Genomic DNA, 14,601 nt, shown 5'->3' with positions numbered 1-14,601 from the left:
GGGGAGGACCGCGATGCAGCACGCCGTACGGTCACGAGCAGCGATCCGCATCGGGCTGACGCCCGTTCCACGCCCGCGGACGCCGAGCGTCGCGTCGTTGATGGACGCCGACGCCGTACGCGTCCTGCACCGGGCCGCCCGCGCCCTGCTCGACGACCTGCCCGATCTCACCGACCGGCTGGTGGCCCTGCTGGAGGAGCAGGAACCGGCGTACCGCACGGCCCTCACCAAGGATCCCTCGGCGACCTGGCAGGAGGCCCACCGTTCGCTGCGGCACAGCGTCGCCTCACTGCTCGACCCGCGCGGCGCGCGGGACGCCGCCCGGCGCTGCTCCTGGCGGATCGGCGCCGCCCGCGCGGAACAGGGCCTTCCGCTGGACGCCCTGCTGCACGCCTTCCGCCTCGGCGGCTCCCTGGTGTGGCAGCGGCTGGTGGAGGAGACGTCCAGGACCGCGCCGGAGGACGTCCGCCTGCTCGTGCACGTGGCCGCCGACGTGTGGAACTTCGTCGACGAGCACTGCACGCTCGTCGCGGACGCCTACCGGCAGACCGAGTGGCAGCTCGGCCGGCGCCGGGAGAACCGGGCCCGGCTGCTGGCGGCCGGCCTGCTCGACGGCACCAGCCGCATAGCCGACCTGCCGGAGGCCGCCCAGGTGCTGGACCTGCCGGAGCAGGGTCGGTACGTCGTGGTCGCGGTCGCCGGAGGACCGTCCGCCCGTCCCGACGCGGCCCGCGCCGCCGCCCTGCCGCCGGGCACCCGCGTCCACTGGCACGCGGGGGCGGAGGTCGACTACGGCATCGTCCTCACGGACGCCGGCGGCGGACTCCCCGAACCGCACAGCCCCTTCCCCGGCGTGCGTATCGGAGTCGGCAGCCCGGTCGACGGGCTCGCCGCCGTCGGCGACGCCCGAAGGCTCGCGGACACCGCCCTGGAGATCTGCCCGCCGGCCGGCGGCACGGTGCGGCTGGCCGACGAGCTGCCCGCCGCCCTGGTCGTCTCCAGCCCCGAGCTGGGCCGGGCCCTCGCGGACCGGGTGCTCGGCCCGCTGCTCCGCCTGGAGGCCGCCGACCGGGAGGTGCTGCTCGACACCCTCACCACGTGGCTGGACTGCGACGGTTCGGCCCAGCGGGCCGGTGAACGCCTCTATTGCCACCGCAACACGGTCCTCAACCGCCTCCGCCGCTGCGAACAACTGACCGGCCGCTCCCTGGCCCGCCCGGCCGACGTCGTCGAGATCAGCCTCGCGCTGACGGCACGCCAGGTACTCCACGACTGAGCCGGGCGAGCCCGAACCCCTCACGGACGGTGGGCGTGGCGGCGGCGTCGAGCGTCCACCCGCGTCCCACGCGCCCCGCCCTCACCGTTCCACCGCGGCGGACCCCGACCGCCGTCCGCACGGCGGTCCGGCCGCCCCGCTCGGTCCGGCGCCCCGCGGCCGCCGCGCGCCGTGTGGAGCGACAACCCGCTCCCGCCGCGCGAACGGGTGTGCCGCCGCCTCGCGGCAGGCCTGTCCCGCTCAGCGCTCCGGCGGTCCGACCTGCTATCGCCCACGGGTGGGCCCAGCCGCCCCGCCGCCGCGGACCCGCCCGCTCCCGCGGGCCGGCGGTCCGCCGGGCTTCCGCCGCGCGGTCGGCCAGGGCTCGCCGCCGCCACCGCACTTCCGCCCGCTGCCGCGCCTCCGCGGGCCGCCCGGCTCCCGCCGCACGGACGGCCGAGCCGCGCCGCCCGCCGCACTCCCAACTCCCGCCCGCTCCCACAGCCCCACCCGCCCCACCACCGGGCACCCACTGCCGCCCCCCGCCTGGGCATCCGCACAGACTCTCCGCCCCCGGACTGGGACGCCGCAGCGACCCGGCCCGGGTGCCCTGTACCGGCCCCCGTGTCCGTGCTGTCGTGAGCTCCCCCCATTCACCCGTCGCCGTGCCGATTCGGCCGGTCCCAAGGAGCCGCGATGCCCGCAGCACCACCGGACGGTGCGCCCGCGCTGCACGTCGAGAGCCTCGACGTGACGTACGGGCGCGCACTGTCCGCCCTCCGCTCCGTGTCCCTGACCGTCCCGCACGGCGCCGTCGTCGCGCTCCTCGGTGCCAACGGCGCCGGCAAGACGACGCTGCTGCGGGCCGTCTCGGGCACTCTGCGTCTGCACCGAGGGGCGATCACGGCCGGCCGTGTCCGCTACGGCGACACGGAACTCGACGGCCGGGACCCGGTCGCCGCCGTACGCGCCGGAGTCGTACAGGTGCCCGAGGGCAGGCGGGTGTTCGCCGGACTCACCGTCGACGAGAACCTGCGGGCCGGCGGCCTCGGCCTCGGCCGGCGCGCCCCGGCCCAGGTCCGCGAGGGCAGGGACCGCGTCTTCGCGCTCTTCCCCCGGCTCGCCGAACGCACCCGCCAGGCCGCCGGCCTGCTGTCCGGCGGGGAGCAGCAGATGCTGGCCATCGGCCGCGCCCTGATGGCCGCGCCCCGCCTGCTCCTCCTGGACGAACCCTCCCTCGGCCTCGCCCCGATGATGGTGGACCGCATCGCCGACGTCGTCCGCGAGATCAACGCCCAGGGCACCGCCGTCCTGCTCGTCGAACAGAACGCCGGCATGGCCCTGTCCCTCGCCGAAGAGGCGTACGTCCTGGAGGTCGGCGAGGTCCGGCTCTCGGGCCCCGCCGCGGAACTCGCCCGGACCGACGCCGTGCGCCGCCTCTACCTGGGCGAGGCCACCGACGGTCAGGGGGCCGCGTGACCGCCCCCGACGCGCTCCACGTCCGGGGCGTGACCGTGCGCTTCGCCGGACTCGTGGCCCTCGACGACGTCTCCTTCACCGTCGCCCCCGGCACCCTGCACGCCGTCATCGGCCCCAACGGCGCCGGCAAGTCCACCTGCTTCAACGTCCTGTCGGGCCTGTACCGCCCCACCACCGGCACCGTACGGCTCGGCGGCGCCGAGCTGACGCGCCTCGCCCCGCACCGGATCGCGGCGCTCGGCGTGGCCCGCACCTTCCAGAACATCGTCACCACCCAGGGCACCGTCGCCGACAACCTGATGCTCGGCCGCCACGCCCTGTCCCGCGCCGGTTTCGCCGCCAGCGCCCTGCGGCTGCCGCGTGCCGTGCGCGAACAGCGCGATCACCTCGCCAAGGCCCGGGAGATGGCCGAACTCGTCGGCCTCGGAGCCCACTTCACCTCGCCCGTCGCCCTGCTCTCCTACGGCGACCGCAAGCGCGTCGAACTAGCCCGCGCCCTCTGTCTGGAGCCCCGTGTCCTGCTGCTCGACGAACCCGTGGCCGGCATGAACGCCGCCGAACGCGCCCGCATGACCGAGGTCGTCCGGGAGATCCGTGCCGAACTCGGCCTCTCCGTCGTCCTGGTCGAACACGACATGGGACTGGTGATGCGGCTCGCCGACGAGGTCACCGTCCTCGACTTCGGCAAGGCCATCGCCCACGGCACCCCCGACGAGGTCCGGCGCGACCCCGAGGTGCTGCGCGCCTACCTCGGCACCGGCACCACCGGGGAGGACGCGGCATGAGCGGCTTCCTCGACAACCTCCTCAACGGACTCGCCCTCGGCTCCGTCTACGCCCTGATCGCGCTCGGCTTCGTCACCATCTTCAAGGCGTCCGGCGTACTGAACTTCGCCCACGGCTCCCTGCTGCTGCTCGGCGGCTACCTCGTCGCCGTCCTCCACGACGACCTCGGCTTCGCCGGAGCGCTGGCCGTCGCGGTCCTCGTGACGGCGGCCGTGGCGGGGGCGCTGGACCGGCTGCTGCTCCAGCCGGTCGGCGGCGGCGACCCGCACGCCGCGCACGTCCAGACCATCGTCACCATCGGCATCGACATCGTCCTGGTCACCGACCTGGCCCGGCGCATCGGCGGCGACCTGCTGCCGCTCGGCGACCCCTGGGGCGACGCCGTGACCGACCTGGGCCCGGTGACCGTGGCCGACAGCCGCGTCGCCGCGATCCTGGTCTCCGCCCTCGCCATCGGCGGCGCCTTCGCCCTCTTCCGGTTCACCTCGTGGGGCCTCTCGCTGCGCGCCGCCGCCGAGGACTCGGAGGCCGCCGCGCTGATGGGCGTACGGCTGACCCGGGTGCGCACCGCGGCCTGGTGCCTGGCCGGCGGCCTCGCCGCGCTCGCCGCGGTCTTCCTGGTCGCCTTCCCGGCACCCGGTCTCGAACGCACCACCGGCCAGATCGCCCTGAAGGCCTTCCCGGCCGCCATCCTCGGCGGCATGGCCTCCCCGGTCGGCGCCCTCGTCGGCAGCATGCTGATCGGCCTCACCGAGGCGTTCGTCGCCGGCTACCAGTCCGACCTGCACGTCCTCGGCGAGGGCTTCGGCGACGTCGCGCCGTACGCCGTGATGGTGCTGGTCCTGCTGGTGCGCCCCGCCGGACTCTTCGCGGCGAAGGGAGCGGCCCGTGTCTGACCGACTCTCCGGTCTGCTGCGACGCGGCGGCCTCCTCCTGCCCGGCCTCCTCCTTTGCGTCCTGCCGTTCTACCTGGACGCCTTCTGGCTGCGCATCGGCCTGTTCTCGATGGCCGCCGCCATCGGAGCGGTCGGTCTCGGCCTGCTCAGCGGCACCGCCGGCCAGCTCTCCCTCGGGCACGCCTTCTTCCTCGCGGTCGGCGCGTACGGCTACGTGTGGCTGGCGGGCGAGCCCGGCCCCGGGCTGCCGCCCTCCCTCGCCGCGCTGCTCGCCGTACTCCTGGCCGGGGCGGCCGGCGGCCTGTTCAGCCCCGTCGCCGGCCGGGTCAAGGGCATCTACCTGGGCGTGGCCACCCTCGCCCTGGTCTTCCTCGGCCACCACGTCCTGCTCACCGCGGACTCCGTCACCGGCGGCTTCAACGGGCGCTCGGTGCCGCCGCTGGAGCTGGGCGGCTTCACCTTCGCCGAGACCGACCCCGAACTGACGGTCCTGGGCGTGCCGTTCGGCGCCGAGGAACGGCTCTGGTACCTGGGCCTGGTCCTGTTCGCCGTCACCTGGTTCACCGCCCGCGGACTGCTGCGCGGACGTCCGGGCCGCGCCCTGGTCGCCCTGCGCGACAGCGAGACCGCGGCGTCGGTGATGGGCGTGCACGTCGCGCGGTACCGCTCGGCGGCGTTCGTCGTCTCCTCCATGTACGCCGGCCTGGCGGGCGTCCTGCTCGCGCTCTCCTTCCGCCGCGTCGTCCCCGACTACTTCTCCCTCGCCCTCTCCGTCGACTACCTCGCCATGATCGTGATCGGCGGACTGGGCTCGGTCGCCGGAGCCACCGCGGGAGCCGTCTTCGTCACCGCGCTGCCCCTGCTGATGACCCGCTACGCCGACCAGTTGCCGCTGGTCGCGACCCCGGGCTCCGGCGGCGGATCGATCGGCCCGACCGAGGCGTCCCGCTACCTCTACGGCGCCGCGATCGTCGTGATCCTCCTCTACGCCCCCGACGGCCTGCACGGACTGGCCCGCCGCACCCGCGCCCGCCTGCGCCGCAGGCCGTCCGCCACCGCCCCGACCGACGGCGGGTCCCCGCCCTCCTCCCCGACCACCACCGCCAACGCCGCACGAGCCAAGGAGCACACCCCGTGAACGTCACGCACCCCAGGCCCCGCACCGCCCGCACCGCCGCCCTGGCGGCGGCACTGGCCGCCGTGCTGCTCGCGGGCACCGCATGCAGCTCCAAGGCGGACGGCGGGAGCACCGACGACGCCGCGGACGGCGTCAAGGCCGGCCCCGGCGTCAGCGAGAAGACCATCAAGCTGGGGGCGCTCACCGACCTCACCGGCCCCTACGCCACCCTCGGCAAGAGCATCGTGCAGGCCCAGCAGATGTGGGCCGACCAGACCAACGCCGCGGGCGGCATCTGCGGCAGACAGGTCGAGATCGTCGTCAAGGACCACGGCTACGACGTGCAGAAGGCGGTCACCGCCTACGCCGACATCGCGCCGGACGTCGTCGCCCTGCCCCAGGTCATCGGCTCCCCGGTGGTCGCGGCCCTGCTGGACGACATCGAGCGGGACCACATGCTGACCTTCCCGCAGGCCTGGGCCGCCTCCCTGCTGGGCCGGGACTCCGTCCAGGTCCTGGGCACCACCTACGACCTCGACATGATCGCCGCCGTCGACTTCCTGACCCGCACCAAGAAGCTCGCCAAGGGCGACACCATCGGCCACGTGTACTTCGAGGGCGACTACGGCACCAACGCCCTGGAGGGCTCCGAGTGGGCCGCCGAGGAGGCGGGGATGAAGGTGGTCGGGCAGAAGATCAAGGCCACGGACACCGATCTGTCCGCGCAGGTCTCCGCGCTGAGCAAGGCCGGCGTGAAGGCGGTGCTGATCAGCGCGGGCCCCGCGCAGACCGCCTCGCTGGCCGGCGTGGCGGCCGCCCGCGGCCTGAAGGTGCCGATCGTCAGCAGTGCCCCCGGCTACGCCCCGCAGCTGATGAAGACACCCGCGGCGGCGGCCCTGGCGGCCATGGTCCACGTGGTCAGCGCGGCACCGGCGGTCAGCTCCGACCTGCCGGGTGTGCAGAAGATGGTCGCCGACTACGGAAAGAAGTACCCCGGGGAGCTGGTCGACTCCGGCGTGCTCTCCGGCTACAACGCCGCCAAACTCATGGGCGCCGACCTGAAGAAGGCGTGTGAGGGCGGCAGCCTCGCCCGCGAGGACGTCGTCAAGGCGCACCGCTCGCAGAAGAACGCCGACACCGGTCTCGGCACCCCGCAGGACTTCACCCTCGTGACGGCGCCCGCCAGTCGGGAGACGTACGTCCTGAAGCCCGACGCGAAGGCCGTCGGCGCACTGGTCGGAGTGGAGGAGGCCCACAAGGCCCCCGGCGCGGACGCGTACCTGGCCGCCCGCGGCTGACGGAACGGGTGGCCGTCAACTCCGCTGCGAGGCAGCGGGTTTGGCGGCCACTTGATCAGCCCTCTGGTTCGGCTGACCACCCGGTCCCTAGGATGTACTCTCTGTCATGCCAGTCCAGTTGGCGCCCGTACGGAGCTGGGGGAACGATGCAAGCCGACAAGCGGTTGTCCACGGAGATCGACTCCAACGTGCCCACGGCCGCACGGATGTACGACTACTACCTGGGCGGCAAGGACAACTACGCGGCCGACCGGGCCGCGGTCGGCGAGCTCGACAAGGTCGTGCCCAGCACCCGCCGTCTCGCGCTGAACAACCGGCGCTTCCTCCAGCGGGTGGTCAGGGTCCTCGCGCAGGAGTACGGCGTCCGACAGTTCCTCGACCACGGATCCGGCCTGCCCACGCAGGACAACGTGCACCAGGTCGCCCAGCGTGTCGCTCCGGACTCCCGCGTCGTCTACGTCGACAACGACCCGATGGTTCTGGTCCACGGCCGGGCGCTGCTCGACCAGAACGAACAGACCGCCGTCATCCACGCCGACATGCGGTCGACCGAGGAGATCTTCTCCCACCCGGAGACCCAGCGCCTGATCGACTTCTCGCAGCCGGTCGCCGTGCTGTTCAACTCGGTCTTCCACTGCATCCCGGACAGCGACACCGATGGTCCCCAGGCGGTGGTTCGCCGTGTCACCGAGCGGCTCGCGCCCGGCAGCTACGCGGTGATGTGCCAGCTGGTCAGCGAGGACGCCGAGGTGCGGAAGTTCGTCACGGACTTCATGAACCAGGCGACGCAGGGGCACTGGGGGCGGGTCCGCGAACCGAAGGACGTCGAGGCGTACTTCGAAGGCATGGAGATCCTGGACCCCGGACTGGTCGAGGTCTCCACCTGGCGTCCGGACACTGAGGTCGCGCCCCGTCAGCTCACCGACGAGTGGATCGAGTTCGGCGGCCTGGGCCGCCTGCGCTGACCCAGTCGAACGACACGGAGGAGGGGCCCCGCACCTCGGGTGCGGGGCCCCTCCTCCGTGCCTACCGTCCTGGCGGGCGGCGCTACTTCGCCGCGTAGCGCTCCGTCATCGTCCGGCGCAGCAGGTCCAGGGTCTCGCGCGGGGTCAGCGCCTCGTCGGCGAGCCGGTCCAGTGCGACCCGGTACTCCTCGGTCTCGTCCCGGTCCTCCAGGAAGTTGGCGCTCCTGATGTGCTCCAGGTAGACGACGTCGGGCAGGTCGGCGCCGCCGAAGCGCAGATAGGTGATGGGTATCGCGGGCGCCGACGCGTTGGTCACGTCCAGCGGCACGACCTGGAGCGTCACATGGGGCCGCTGGGCCATGTCGACGAGGTGCGCGAGCTGCTCGCGCATGACCTCGCGGCTGCCCAGTACGCGCAGCAGCACCGACTCGTCGATGATCGCCCACAGTTGTGGCGCGTCCTTGCGCTCCAGTAGCTCCGCACGGCGCATGCGCAGCTCGACGCGGCGGCCGACCTCGCCGGCGGGCGCGTTCGGCAGACCGCGCTCGACCACGGCCCGGGTGTAGGCCGCGGTCTGGAGCAGGCCGGGGACGTACTGGATCTCGAAGGTACGGATGGTGGCCGCGGCCTCCTGGAGGCCGACCAGGCGGTCGAACCACTCGGGCATCAGCCGCTTGTCGTACCGCTGCCACCAGCCCGGTTCACCGGCGCGCTGCAACAGCTTGAGCAGGACCGAGGCCTCGTAGGGGTCGGTGCCGTACTTCTCCAGCAGCGCGCGGACGTCGGTCTCCGCCGGAGGCCTGCGGCCCTTGCCGGACTCGATGCGCGAGAGCTTCGCCGGGCTGAATCCGAGGGTGCGGGCCGCCTGGTCCTGGGAGAGGCCGGCGTCCTCGCGGAAGCCCGCCAGCTGAACGCCGACGAGCATCTTCAGCAGAGTCGGAGCAGGCTCGGCCCGGTCCAGATAGGGTTCGAGACGGGAGATGCGATGCGACGCGGCGGACATCCTGACTCCCAGCAGACCGGCAGACTTGAGGGAAAGACTATCTCATCCCATCGTGTCCGGACGCATCCACCCGCGGAAAAAGGGTAGTTGGGCTCCGCTTCCCGCCGCCGCCCCGCCTCACAGCAGGTGGTCGAACTCGCCCTCCTTCGCCCCGGCCAGGAAGGCGGCCACCTCGGCGGAGGTGTAGACGAGCGCGGGGCCGTCCGGATCGCGGGAGTTGCGCATCGCGATGCCCCCGTCCACGAGGGCCACTTCGACGCAGTTGCCCTCCGCGTTGCTGTGCCGGCTCTTCTTCCAGGAGGCGTCCAACAGGCTGGCCCGCACTCCGTTGCGCACTGGTGGCACCGCGGTCTCCTTGCCGTTCGGGGGAGCGGACCGAGTGGTTCCGGTCCTGAGTGTTCCCATCCGATTTTTTTCGCGCAATTTCTCGTGCAATTGCACGCGAGCGCTCTCAGCGTGGATAATAGCCGTGGCGTCAACCCCTCGGTGGACGCCTGATTCTGATGTCGCATCAGGGAGATGCAGTGCCGTCACCTGCGCATCCAGGGCTCCGGTCGCCCGGCGAACGGGCCGAGCGGCCGTTCGCCGCTCCGTACGCCAAGTGCCCCGCCCCGGGCGGTGACCGGCCGGCCTCCGCGGTGCTGCGCGTCGCGTGCAGCGGGGAGGGCTTCGCCCGGGCCCGGGTCTTCACCCGGGACACGCTGCGCGCGTGGTCCGTCGACCACTGCGGTGACGACGCGGTCCTGGTGATCACCGAACTCGTCTCCAACGCCGTGGCGCACGCCGTGCCCTCGGCGGCGGACAGCGCGCCCGAAGTCCGGCTGGGACTCGCCCTGGACCCCGGCCACCTGACGCTGACCGTCTCCGACCCCGGGGACGACGCTCCCGTGTTCCAGCCGATCGACGACTCCGCACTCCGGGAGCACGGACGCGGCCTGTACATCGTCGACGCGCTCGCGGAGGAGTGGGGCTGGACCCCGAGACCTCCGGCGGGCAAGACGGTCTGGGCCAAGTTGCCGACCCGCCCCCTCACCTGACCCCGACTGCCGCGGAAGGGCCCCCCACCATGCGCAGCGCTCCGACACCCGAGCCGAGCACCCGGCGCACCGACCGACAGCCGCACGGCTCGCACCGCACCGCCGCCCTCCTCGCCGGGCTCGACGGCGTGCCCTGGGGCGAGATCCAGGACTCCAGCGGCTCGGCCGCCGCCATTCCCCGGCTGCTGCGCAAGGTCGCCTGGGGCGATGCCGAGACCGCCCGAGCCGCTCTCAAGGACCTGCGGAAACGCATCTGCCAGTACGGCTTCGTCGTGGAGCAGGCCACCGCGGCGACCGTGCCCTTCCTCTGGGAGCTGGCACAGCGGCCCCAGGTGAGCTGCCGGGCGCAGATCATCCAGCTGCTCAAGAGCATCGCGGACGCCCGGCAGTGGGAGACCACCGCCACCGCCTACCCCAAACTGCTCAACCACCGTGAGAACCCGGTGGCGTGGGAGCGTGCGGCGCGGCAGGCGGTCCGGGCCCGGCGGGACGGGCTGGAGCGGCTGCTGGCCGATAACGACAGCGAGATCACGCGCGCCACGACCGAACTCGCCCGCACACTCGGAGACTGAGACCCGCGCCCTCCACGGGGGAGAGGGCGCGGGTCTCCCCTCCAGGGCGCGGGATCCGAGCCACGGGAGCCAAGAGGCGGTATCCAAGGCGCGGGACGGTGTGGCGCCCTCCTTGCCGACGGGGTAGGAAAGCGCGCGGAGTAAGCGCTTGCCCCACTCGGTCACCTGGAGGACCACGCCGATGGCGTCGCCACCCGCAAAGCCGCTCGATCACCGCTACCGGGGCGAACACCCGATACGCACGCTCGTCTACCTGCTCAGTGCCGACCGCCGCCCACTGGCCGGCGCGGTCGTCGTGTTCACCGTCAAGCACAGCCCCATCTGGCTGCTGCCCCTCATCACCGCGACCATCATCGACACCGTCGTCCAGCACGGTCCGATCGGCGACCTGTGGACCAGCACCGGGATCATCATGTTCATCCTGCTGGTCAACTACCCGCTGCACCTGCTGTACGTCCGCCTCCTGTACGGCAGCGTCCGCCGCATGGGCACCGGTCTGCGCTCCGCGCTGTGCACGCGGATGCAGCAGCTCTCCATCGGCTACCACTCCCGGGTCAGCGCGGGCGTTCTGCAGGCCAAGGTCGTCCGGGACGTGGAGACGGTGGAGCAGATGGTGCAGCAGACCGCCGAGACCGGACTCGGCGCGCTCACCGTGCTCACCGGCGGCCTGGTCATCATCGCCGTGCGCACCCCGGAGTTCCTGCCCCTCTTCCTCGTCGTCGTACCCGCCGCCTCCCTCCTCGTCGCCCGGCTCCGGGCCCGGCTGCGCACCCACAACGAGCACTTCCGGCACGAGGTCGAGACCCTGTCCTCCCGGGTCACGGAGATGACCCGGCTCATCCCGGTGACCCGCGCCCACGGCCTGGAGGGCAAGGCGCTGCGCCGCATGGACGGCACGCTGGACCGCCTGCTGACCTCCGGCCTGCGCCTGGACCTGGTCAACGGCCGCTTCGGCTCGCTCTCCTGGGTCGTGCTCAACGTGGTCGGCGTCCTGGTGCTCGCGGGCGCCGCGCTGATCTCCTACTACGACGTCTGGGGAGTCACCGCCGGCGACGTCGTGATGCTCAGCGCCTTCCTGACCACCCTCACCACCTCCACGACCACGCTGGCGTCACTCGCCCCGGTCATCACCAAGGGCCTGGAGTCCGTCCGTTCGGTCGGCGAGGTGCTCCAGGCCCCCGAACTGGAGGACAACGAGGGCAAGGACGAGCTGACCGGACTGCGCGGCGCCGTCACCTTCGAGGGGGTCGCGCACTACTACGAGGGCGACGGCCGGCCCGCGGTGGAGGACTTCACGCTCGCGGTCGAACCGGGCGAGACGGTCGCCCTGGTCGGCGCGTCCGGCGCCGGCAAGTCCACCGTGCTCAACCTGGTCATCGGCTTCCTGCGGCCCACCTCGGGCCGGCTGCTGCTCGACGGCACCGACATGAGCACCCTCGACCTTCGCACCTACCGGCGGTTCGTCTCGGTGGTGCCGCAGGAGTCCATCCTGTTCGACGGCACGATCCGGGACAACGTCGCCTACGGCATGGACGACGCCGACGAGGAGTCGGTGCGGACGGCCCTGCGCGACGCCAACGCCCTGGAGTTCGTCGACCGGCTGCCCCGGGGCCTGGACACCCTGGTCGGCGAACACGGGGCACGGCTGTCCGGCGGGCAGCGCCAGCGCCTCGCCATCGCCCGGGCCCTGATCCGGGACCCCCGGGTGCTGATCCTCGACGAGGCCACCTCCGCGCTGGACACCCGCTCGGAGGCGCTCGTGCAGGAGGCGCTGGCCCGGCTGCTGCGCGGGCGCACCACGTTCGTCGTGGCGCACCGGCTGTCGACCGTGCGGGGCGCGGACCGGATCGTGGTGATGGGCGAGGGCCGCATCCAGGAGGCCGGCACCCACGAGGACCTGCTGGCCAGGGGAGGGGCGTACACGGCACTGCACGGCGGCCAGGTCGCCTGACCAGTGACTGCTTTCCCTCAACTCGTCGAACACTTCAGGGCCGCGGCCGGACAGCCGACGACAGAATCTCGTCAATTGCGAGCAGCAGTACCCGTGATGTGATTGTTTCGACCGGGTTCGGGCATACGGAGCGAAAATCGAGAGAGGGGCGCTTCGTGCTCGAACCCGACCCGAAGGTCGTCAGGGAATTGCTGACGCGGTACGCGTCGCTGCGGATCGCTCACGCGGAGAGGGAGAGCCCGGCGACGGCGCGGGAGCTGGCGGACGTCAGCTACACGCTGTGCGTGATGATGGCGACGACCGGAGTCCACGACGCGGTGGCGAAGGCGGACGCACTGCTGCTCGCAAAGGGGCGGACGGCGGCGGAGGTTCCCGCGGTGGACCCCGACGAGGAGCGCGGCCTGTCGCTGGCCGTCTGATCCGCCGCACCTGGGGCCCACGCCGCGGCCCGGACCGGAGGCACCGTCCCGGTCCGGGCCGTGGCGCGTGCCCCTACGGGCGCCCGGCCCCGGCGGGCGGCCGCCCGTGGAACGCCGCGCGATAGGCGTACGGGGTGGTGCCGACCACCCGGCGGAACCGCTCCCGGAAGGCCGTCGGCGAGCCGAACCCCGCCTGCCGGGCGATCCGTTCGACCGAGTGGTCGCCGTTCTCCAGCAGGTACTGGGCCCGCCGCACCCGTGCCCGTAGCAGCCACTGCAACGGAGTGGTCCCCGTCTGCTCACGGAACCGGCGGCTGAAGGTGCGCTCGCTCATGCCCGAGCGCGCCGCCATCGCGGCGAGGGTGACCTCCCCGGCCAGGTTGTCCTCGATCCACTCCAGCAGCGGCTCCAGGTCCGAGCCGCGCGGCACGGGCGGATGCTCGTGGACGATGAACTGGGCCTGACCGCCCTCCCGTTCCAGCGGTACGACACACATCCGGGCGGCGTGCGCGGCGACCGCCGAGCCCAGATCCCGGCGGATCATGTGCAGGCACATGTCCAGCCCGGCCGCGGCCCCGGCCGACGTGAGGATCTGCCCGTTGTCGACATAGAGGACGTCCGGCCGCACGTCGACGCGGGGGTGACGCCGGGCCAGTTCCGCCGCGGCGATCCAGTGGGTGGTGGCGCGCAGCCCGTCCAGCAGTCCTGCCTCCGCGAGCACGAAGGCGCCCACGCACACGGACGCGATCCGCGTACCGGCGGCCGCGGCCTGCCGCAGCGCCGACAGGACGCGCTCGGAGGGCGGGCCGGACTCCTCGGAGCGACCCGGCACGATGATCGTGTCCGCGCTCTCCAGCGCGTCCAGGCCGCGTTCGATCCGCAGCGTGAGCCCGTCGGTGCGTACCTCAGGCGACTCCGCGCACAGGATCACCCGGTACGGACTGCGCCCGTCGGGCAGCCGCGTCCAGTCGAACGTCTGCATGGGTGCCGCCATGTCGAACGGCACCACGTCGTCGAGGACCAGGATCGCCACGGTGTGCATACCGCCACCCTAGGCGGATTCCCGCCGCGCACAGAACCCCGCGTCGGGCCCCGTCCGTCCGCTCGCGGCGCCGGAAACGGCCTGCTGGGGGCGTTGGCGAGAATCCGTTGGAAGCTGTCGTTTCAGCCTCTGTGCGATCAATCGGCCGCTTCCTAGCGTGGCCTTCCAGTACCGCATCGACCGATCCCGCCACCGGAGCCCCGACCGTGACCAAGATCCTGCTGTCCCTCCACGTCCTGGCCGCCATCCTCGCCGTCGGGCCCGTCACCGTCGCGGCCAGCATGTACCCGGCCGCCGTCCGGAAGGTGCCGGTGGCCCTGCCCTCGGGGGCGGGAGCGGGGGAGGGGGAGGCGGACGGGCCCGGTGACGTGAGCACCGTCCGGCTGCTGCACCGCATCTGCCGGGTCTACGCCGGACTCGGCATCGCGGTGCCGGTCCTCGGCCTCGCCACCGCGGCCGCGATGGGCGTCCTCGGTGACGCGTGGCTCATCGCGTCCATCGCCCTCACCGCGGCCGCCGCCGGCCTCCTGATCGCCTTCGTGCTGCCCCGCCAGGAGGAACTGCTCGAGGACCTGGCCGGCCGGCGGCCCGTGGAGCACGCCCGCACGGCGCGGCTCGCCATGTTCACCGGCCTGTTCAACCTGCTGTGGGCCACGGTGACGGTCCTCATGATCGTCCGGCCCGGTTCGACGACCGGCGCCTGAGCCGCTGTCACCTCCTGGGTGGAATGCGCACCCCGGGGTGGAGGGGCGCCTAGAATGCTCAGTCGCGCCCCCGTACGG

General features: G+C 72.9%; 15 protein-coding genes. 12 read left to right on the top strand and 3 right to left on the bottom strand.

Annotated features, from left to right (window positions below):
- Positions 1 to 13 precede the first annotated feature (13 nt).
- From ACZ67M_RS18760 to ACZ67M_RS18730, 7 genes are all read left to right on the top strand, one after another.
- Positions 14 to 1,276: a PucR family transcriptional regulator gene (locus ACZ67M_RS18760; RefSeq protein ID WP_385796986.1), complete on the top strand. Its 1,263-nt coding sequence runs from the start codon at positions 14 to 16 to the stop codon at positions 1,274 to 1,276.
- A gap of 675 nt (positions 1,277 to 1,951) precedes the next feature.
- Positions 1,952 to 2,734: an ABC transporter ATP-binding protein gene (locus ACZ67M_RS18755; protein WP_469851787.1), complete on the top strand. Its 783-nt coding sequence runs from the start codon at positions 1,952 to 1,954 to the stop codon at positions 2,732 to 2,734.
- Positions 2,731 to 3,519 carry an ABC transporter ATP-binding protein gene (locus tag ACZ67M_RS18750; RefSeq protein WP_469851785.1) on the top strand — a complete coding sequence of 263 codons (789 nt, stop codon included), beginning with the start codon at positions 2,731 to 2,733 and terminating at the stop codon, positions 3,517 to 3,519. Before ACZ67M_RS18755 ends, ACZ67M_RS18750 begins: the two co-directional genes overlap by 4 nt.
- Positions 3,516 to 4,415, top strand: coding sequence for a branched-chain amino acid ABC transporter permease (locus ACZ67M_RS18745; protein ID WP_122615493.1), 900 nt, complete (start codon positions 3,516 to 3,518; stop codon positions 4,413 to 4,415). Before ACZ67M_RS18750 ends, ACZ67M_RS18745 begins: the two co-directional genes overlap by 4 nt.
- Positions 4,408 to 5,553, top strand: coding sequence for a branched-chain amino acid ABC transporter permease (locus tag ACZ67M_RS18740; protein ID WP_469851783.1), 1,146 nt, complete (start codon positions 4,408 to 4,410; stop codon positions 5,551 to 5,553). The genes ACZ67M_RS18745 and ACZ67M_RS18740 overlap by 8 nt, the downstream gene beginning before the upstream one ends.
- Positions 5,550 to 6,830 (top strand): ABC transporter substrate-binding protein, encoded by a 1,281-nt coding sequence (locus ACZ67M_RS18735; RefSeq protein ID WP_392101396.1) that lies wholly within the window; start codon positions 5,550 to 5,552, stop codon positions 6,828 to 6,830. Before ACZ67M_RS18740 ends, ACZ67M_RS18735 begins: the two co-directional genes overlap by 4 nt.
- Positions 6,831 to 6,976: 146 nt before the next feature.
- Positions 6,977 to 7,795, top strand: a complete 819-nt coding sequence (locus ACZ67M_RS18730; RefSeq protein WP_361367135.1) for an SAM-dependent methyltransferase — start codon at positions 6,977 to 6,979, stop codon at positions 7,793 to 7,795.
- An 82-nt stretch (positions 7,796 to 7,877) separates the two neighbouring features.
- Here the strand turns inward: ACZ67M_RS18730 and ACZ67M_RS18725 are convergent, their stop codons facing one another.
- On the bottom strand, positions 7,878 to 8,798 hold the full coding sequence (locus ACZ67M_RS18725) for a helix-turn-helix domain-containing protein (RefSeq protein WP_361367138.1): 921 nt from the start codon (positions 8,796 to 8,798) through the stop codon (positions 7,878 to 7,880).
- Between the two features lie 117 nt (positions 8,799 to 8,915).
- Complete coding sequence (locus ACZ67M_RS18720) at positions 8,916 to 9,143, bottom strand: DUF397 domain-containing protein (protein WP_361367141.1); 228 nt, start codon at positions 9,141 to 9,143, stop codon at positions 8,916 to 8,918.
- Between the two features lie 179 nt (positions 9,144 to 9,322).
- On the opposite strand from ACZ67M_RS18720, the gene ACZ67M_RS18715 reads away from it, so the two are divergent.
- The 4 genes from ACZ67M_RS18715 (at position 9,323) to ACZ67M_RS18700 (ending at position 12,777) form a co-directional block, all read left to right on the top strand.
- Positions 9,323 to 9,835: an ATP-binding protein gene (locus tag ACZ67M_RS18715; RefSeq protein ID WP_361367144.1), complete on the top strand. Its 513-nt coding sequence runs from the start codon at positions 9,323 to 9,325 to the stop codon at positions 9,833 to 9,835.
- Positions 9,836 to 9,864: 29 nt separating this feature from the next.
- Positions 9,865 to 10,407, top strand: a complete 543-nt coding sequence (locus ACZ67M_RS18710) for a hypothetical protein (RefSeq protein WP_469851780.1) — start codon at positions 9,865 to 9,867, stop codon at positions 10,405 to 10,407.
- A 181-nt stretch (positions 10,408 to 10,588) separates the two neighbouring features.
- Positions 10,589 to 12,358: an ABC transporter ATP-binding protein gene (locus ACZ67M_RS18705; RefSeq protein ID WP_469851778.1), complete on the top strand. Its 1,770-nt coding sequence runs from the start codon at positions 10,589 to 10,591 to the stop codon at positions 12,356 to 12,358.
- Between the two features lie 155 nt (positions 12,359 to 12,513).
- Positions 12,514 to 12,777, top strand: a complete 264-nt coding sequence (locus ACZ67M_RS18700) for a DUF5133 domain-containing protein (RefSeq protein WP_392013306.1) — start codon at positions 12,514 to 12,516, stop codon at positions 12,775 to 12,777.
- Positions 12,778 to 12,850: 73 nt separating this feature from the next.
- Here ACZ67M_RS18700 and ACZ67M_RS18695 read toward each other — a convergent pair whose 3' ends face one another.
- Entirely contained in the window at positions 12,851 to 13,819 is a 969-nt protein-coding gene (locus tag ACZ67M_RS18695; RefSeq protein ID WP_385796246.1) for a GlxA family transcriptional regulator, read from the bottom strand.
- 206 nt (positions 13,820 to 14,025) lie between these two features.
- Between ACZ67M_RS18695 and ACZ67M_RS18690 the strand changes: the two genes are divergently transcribed.
- Positions 14,026 to 14,523 carry a hypothetical protein gene (locus tag ACZ67M_RS18690; RefSeq protein ID WP_361367158.1) on the top strand — a complete coding sequence of 166 codons (498 nt, stop codon included), beginning with the start codon at positions 14,026 to 14,028 and terminating at the stop codon, positions 14,521 to 14,523.
- Positions 14,524 to 14,601: the final 78 nt, after the last annotated feature.

This window comes from Streptomyces sp. NPDC107500 (genome assembly GCF_055582785.1).
This window is presented reverse-complemented; position numbering and strand designations above follow the sequence as displayed.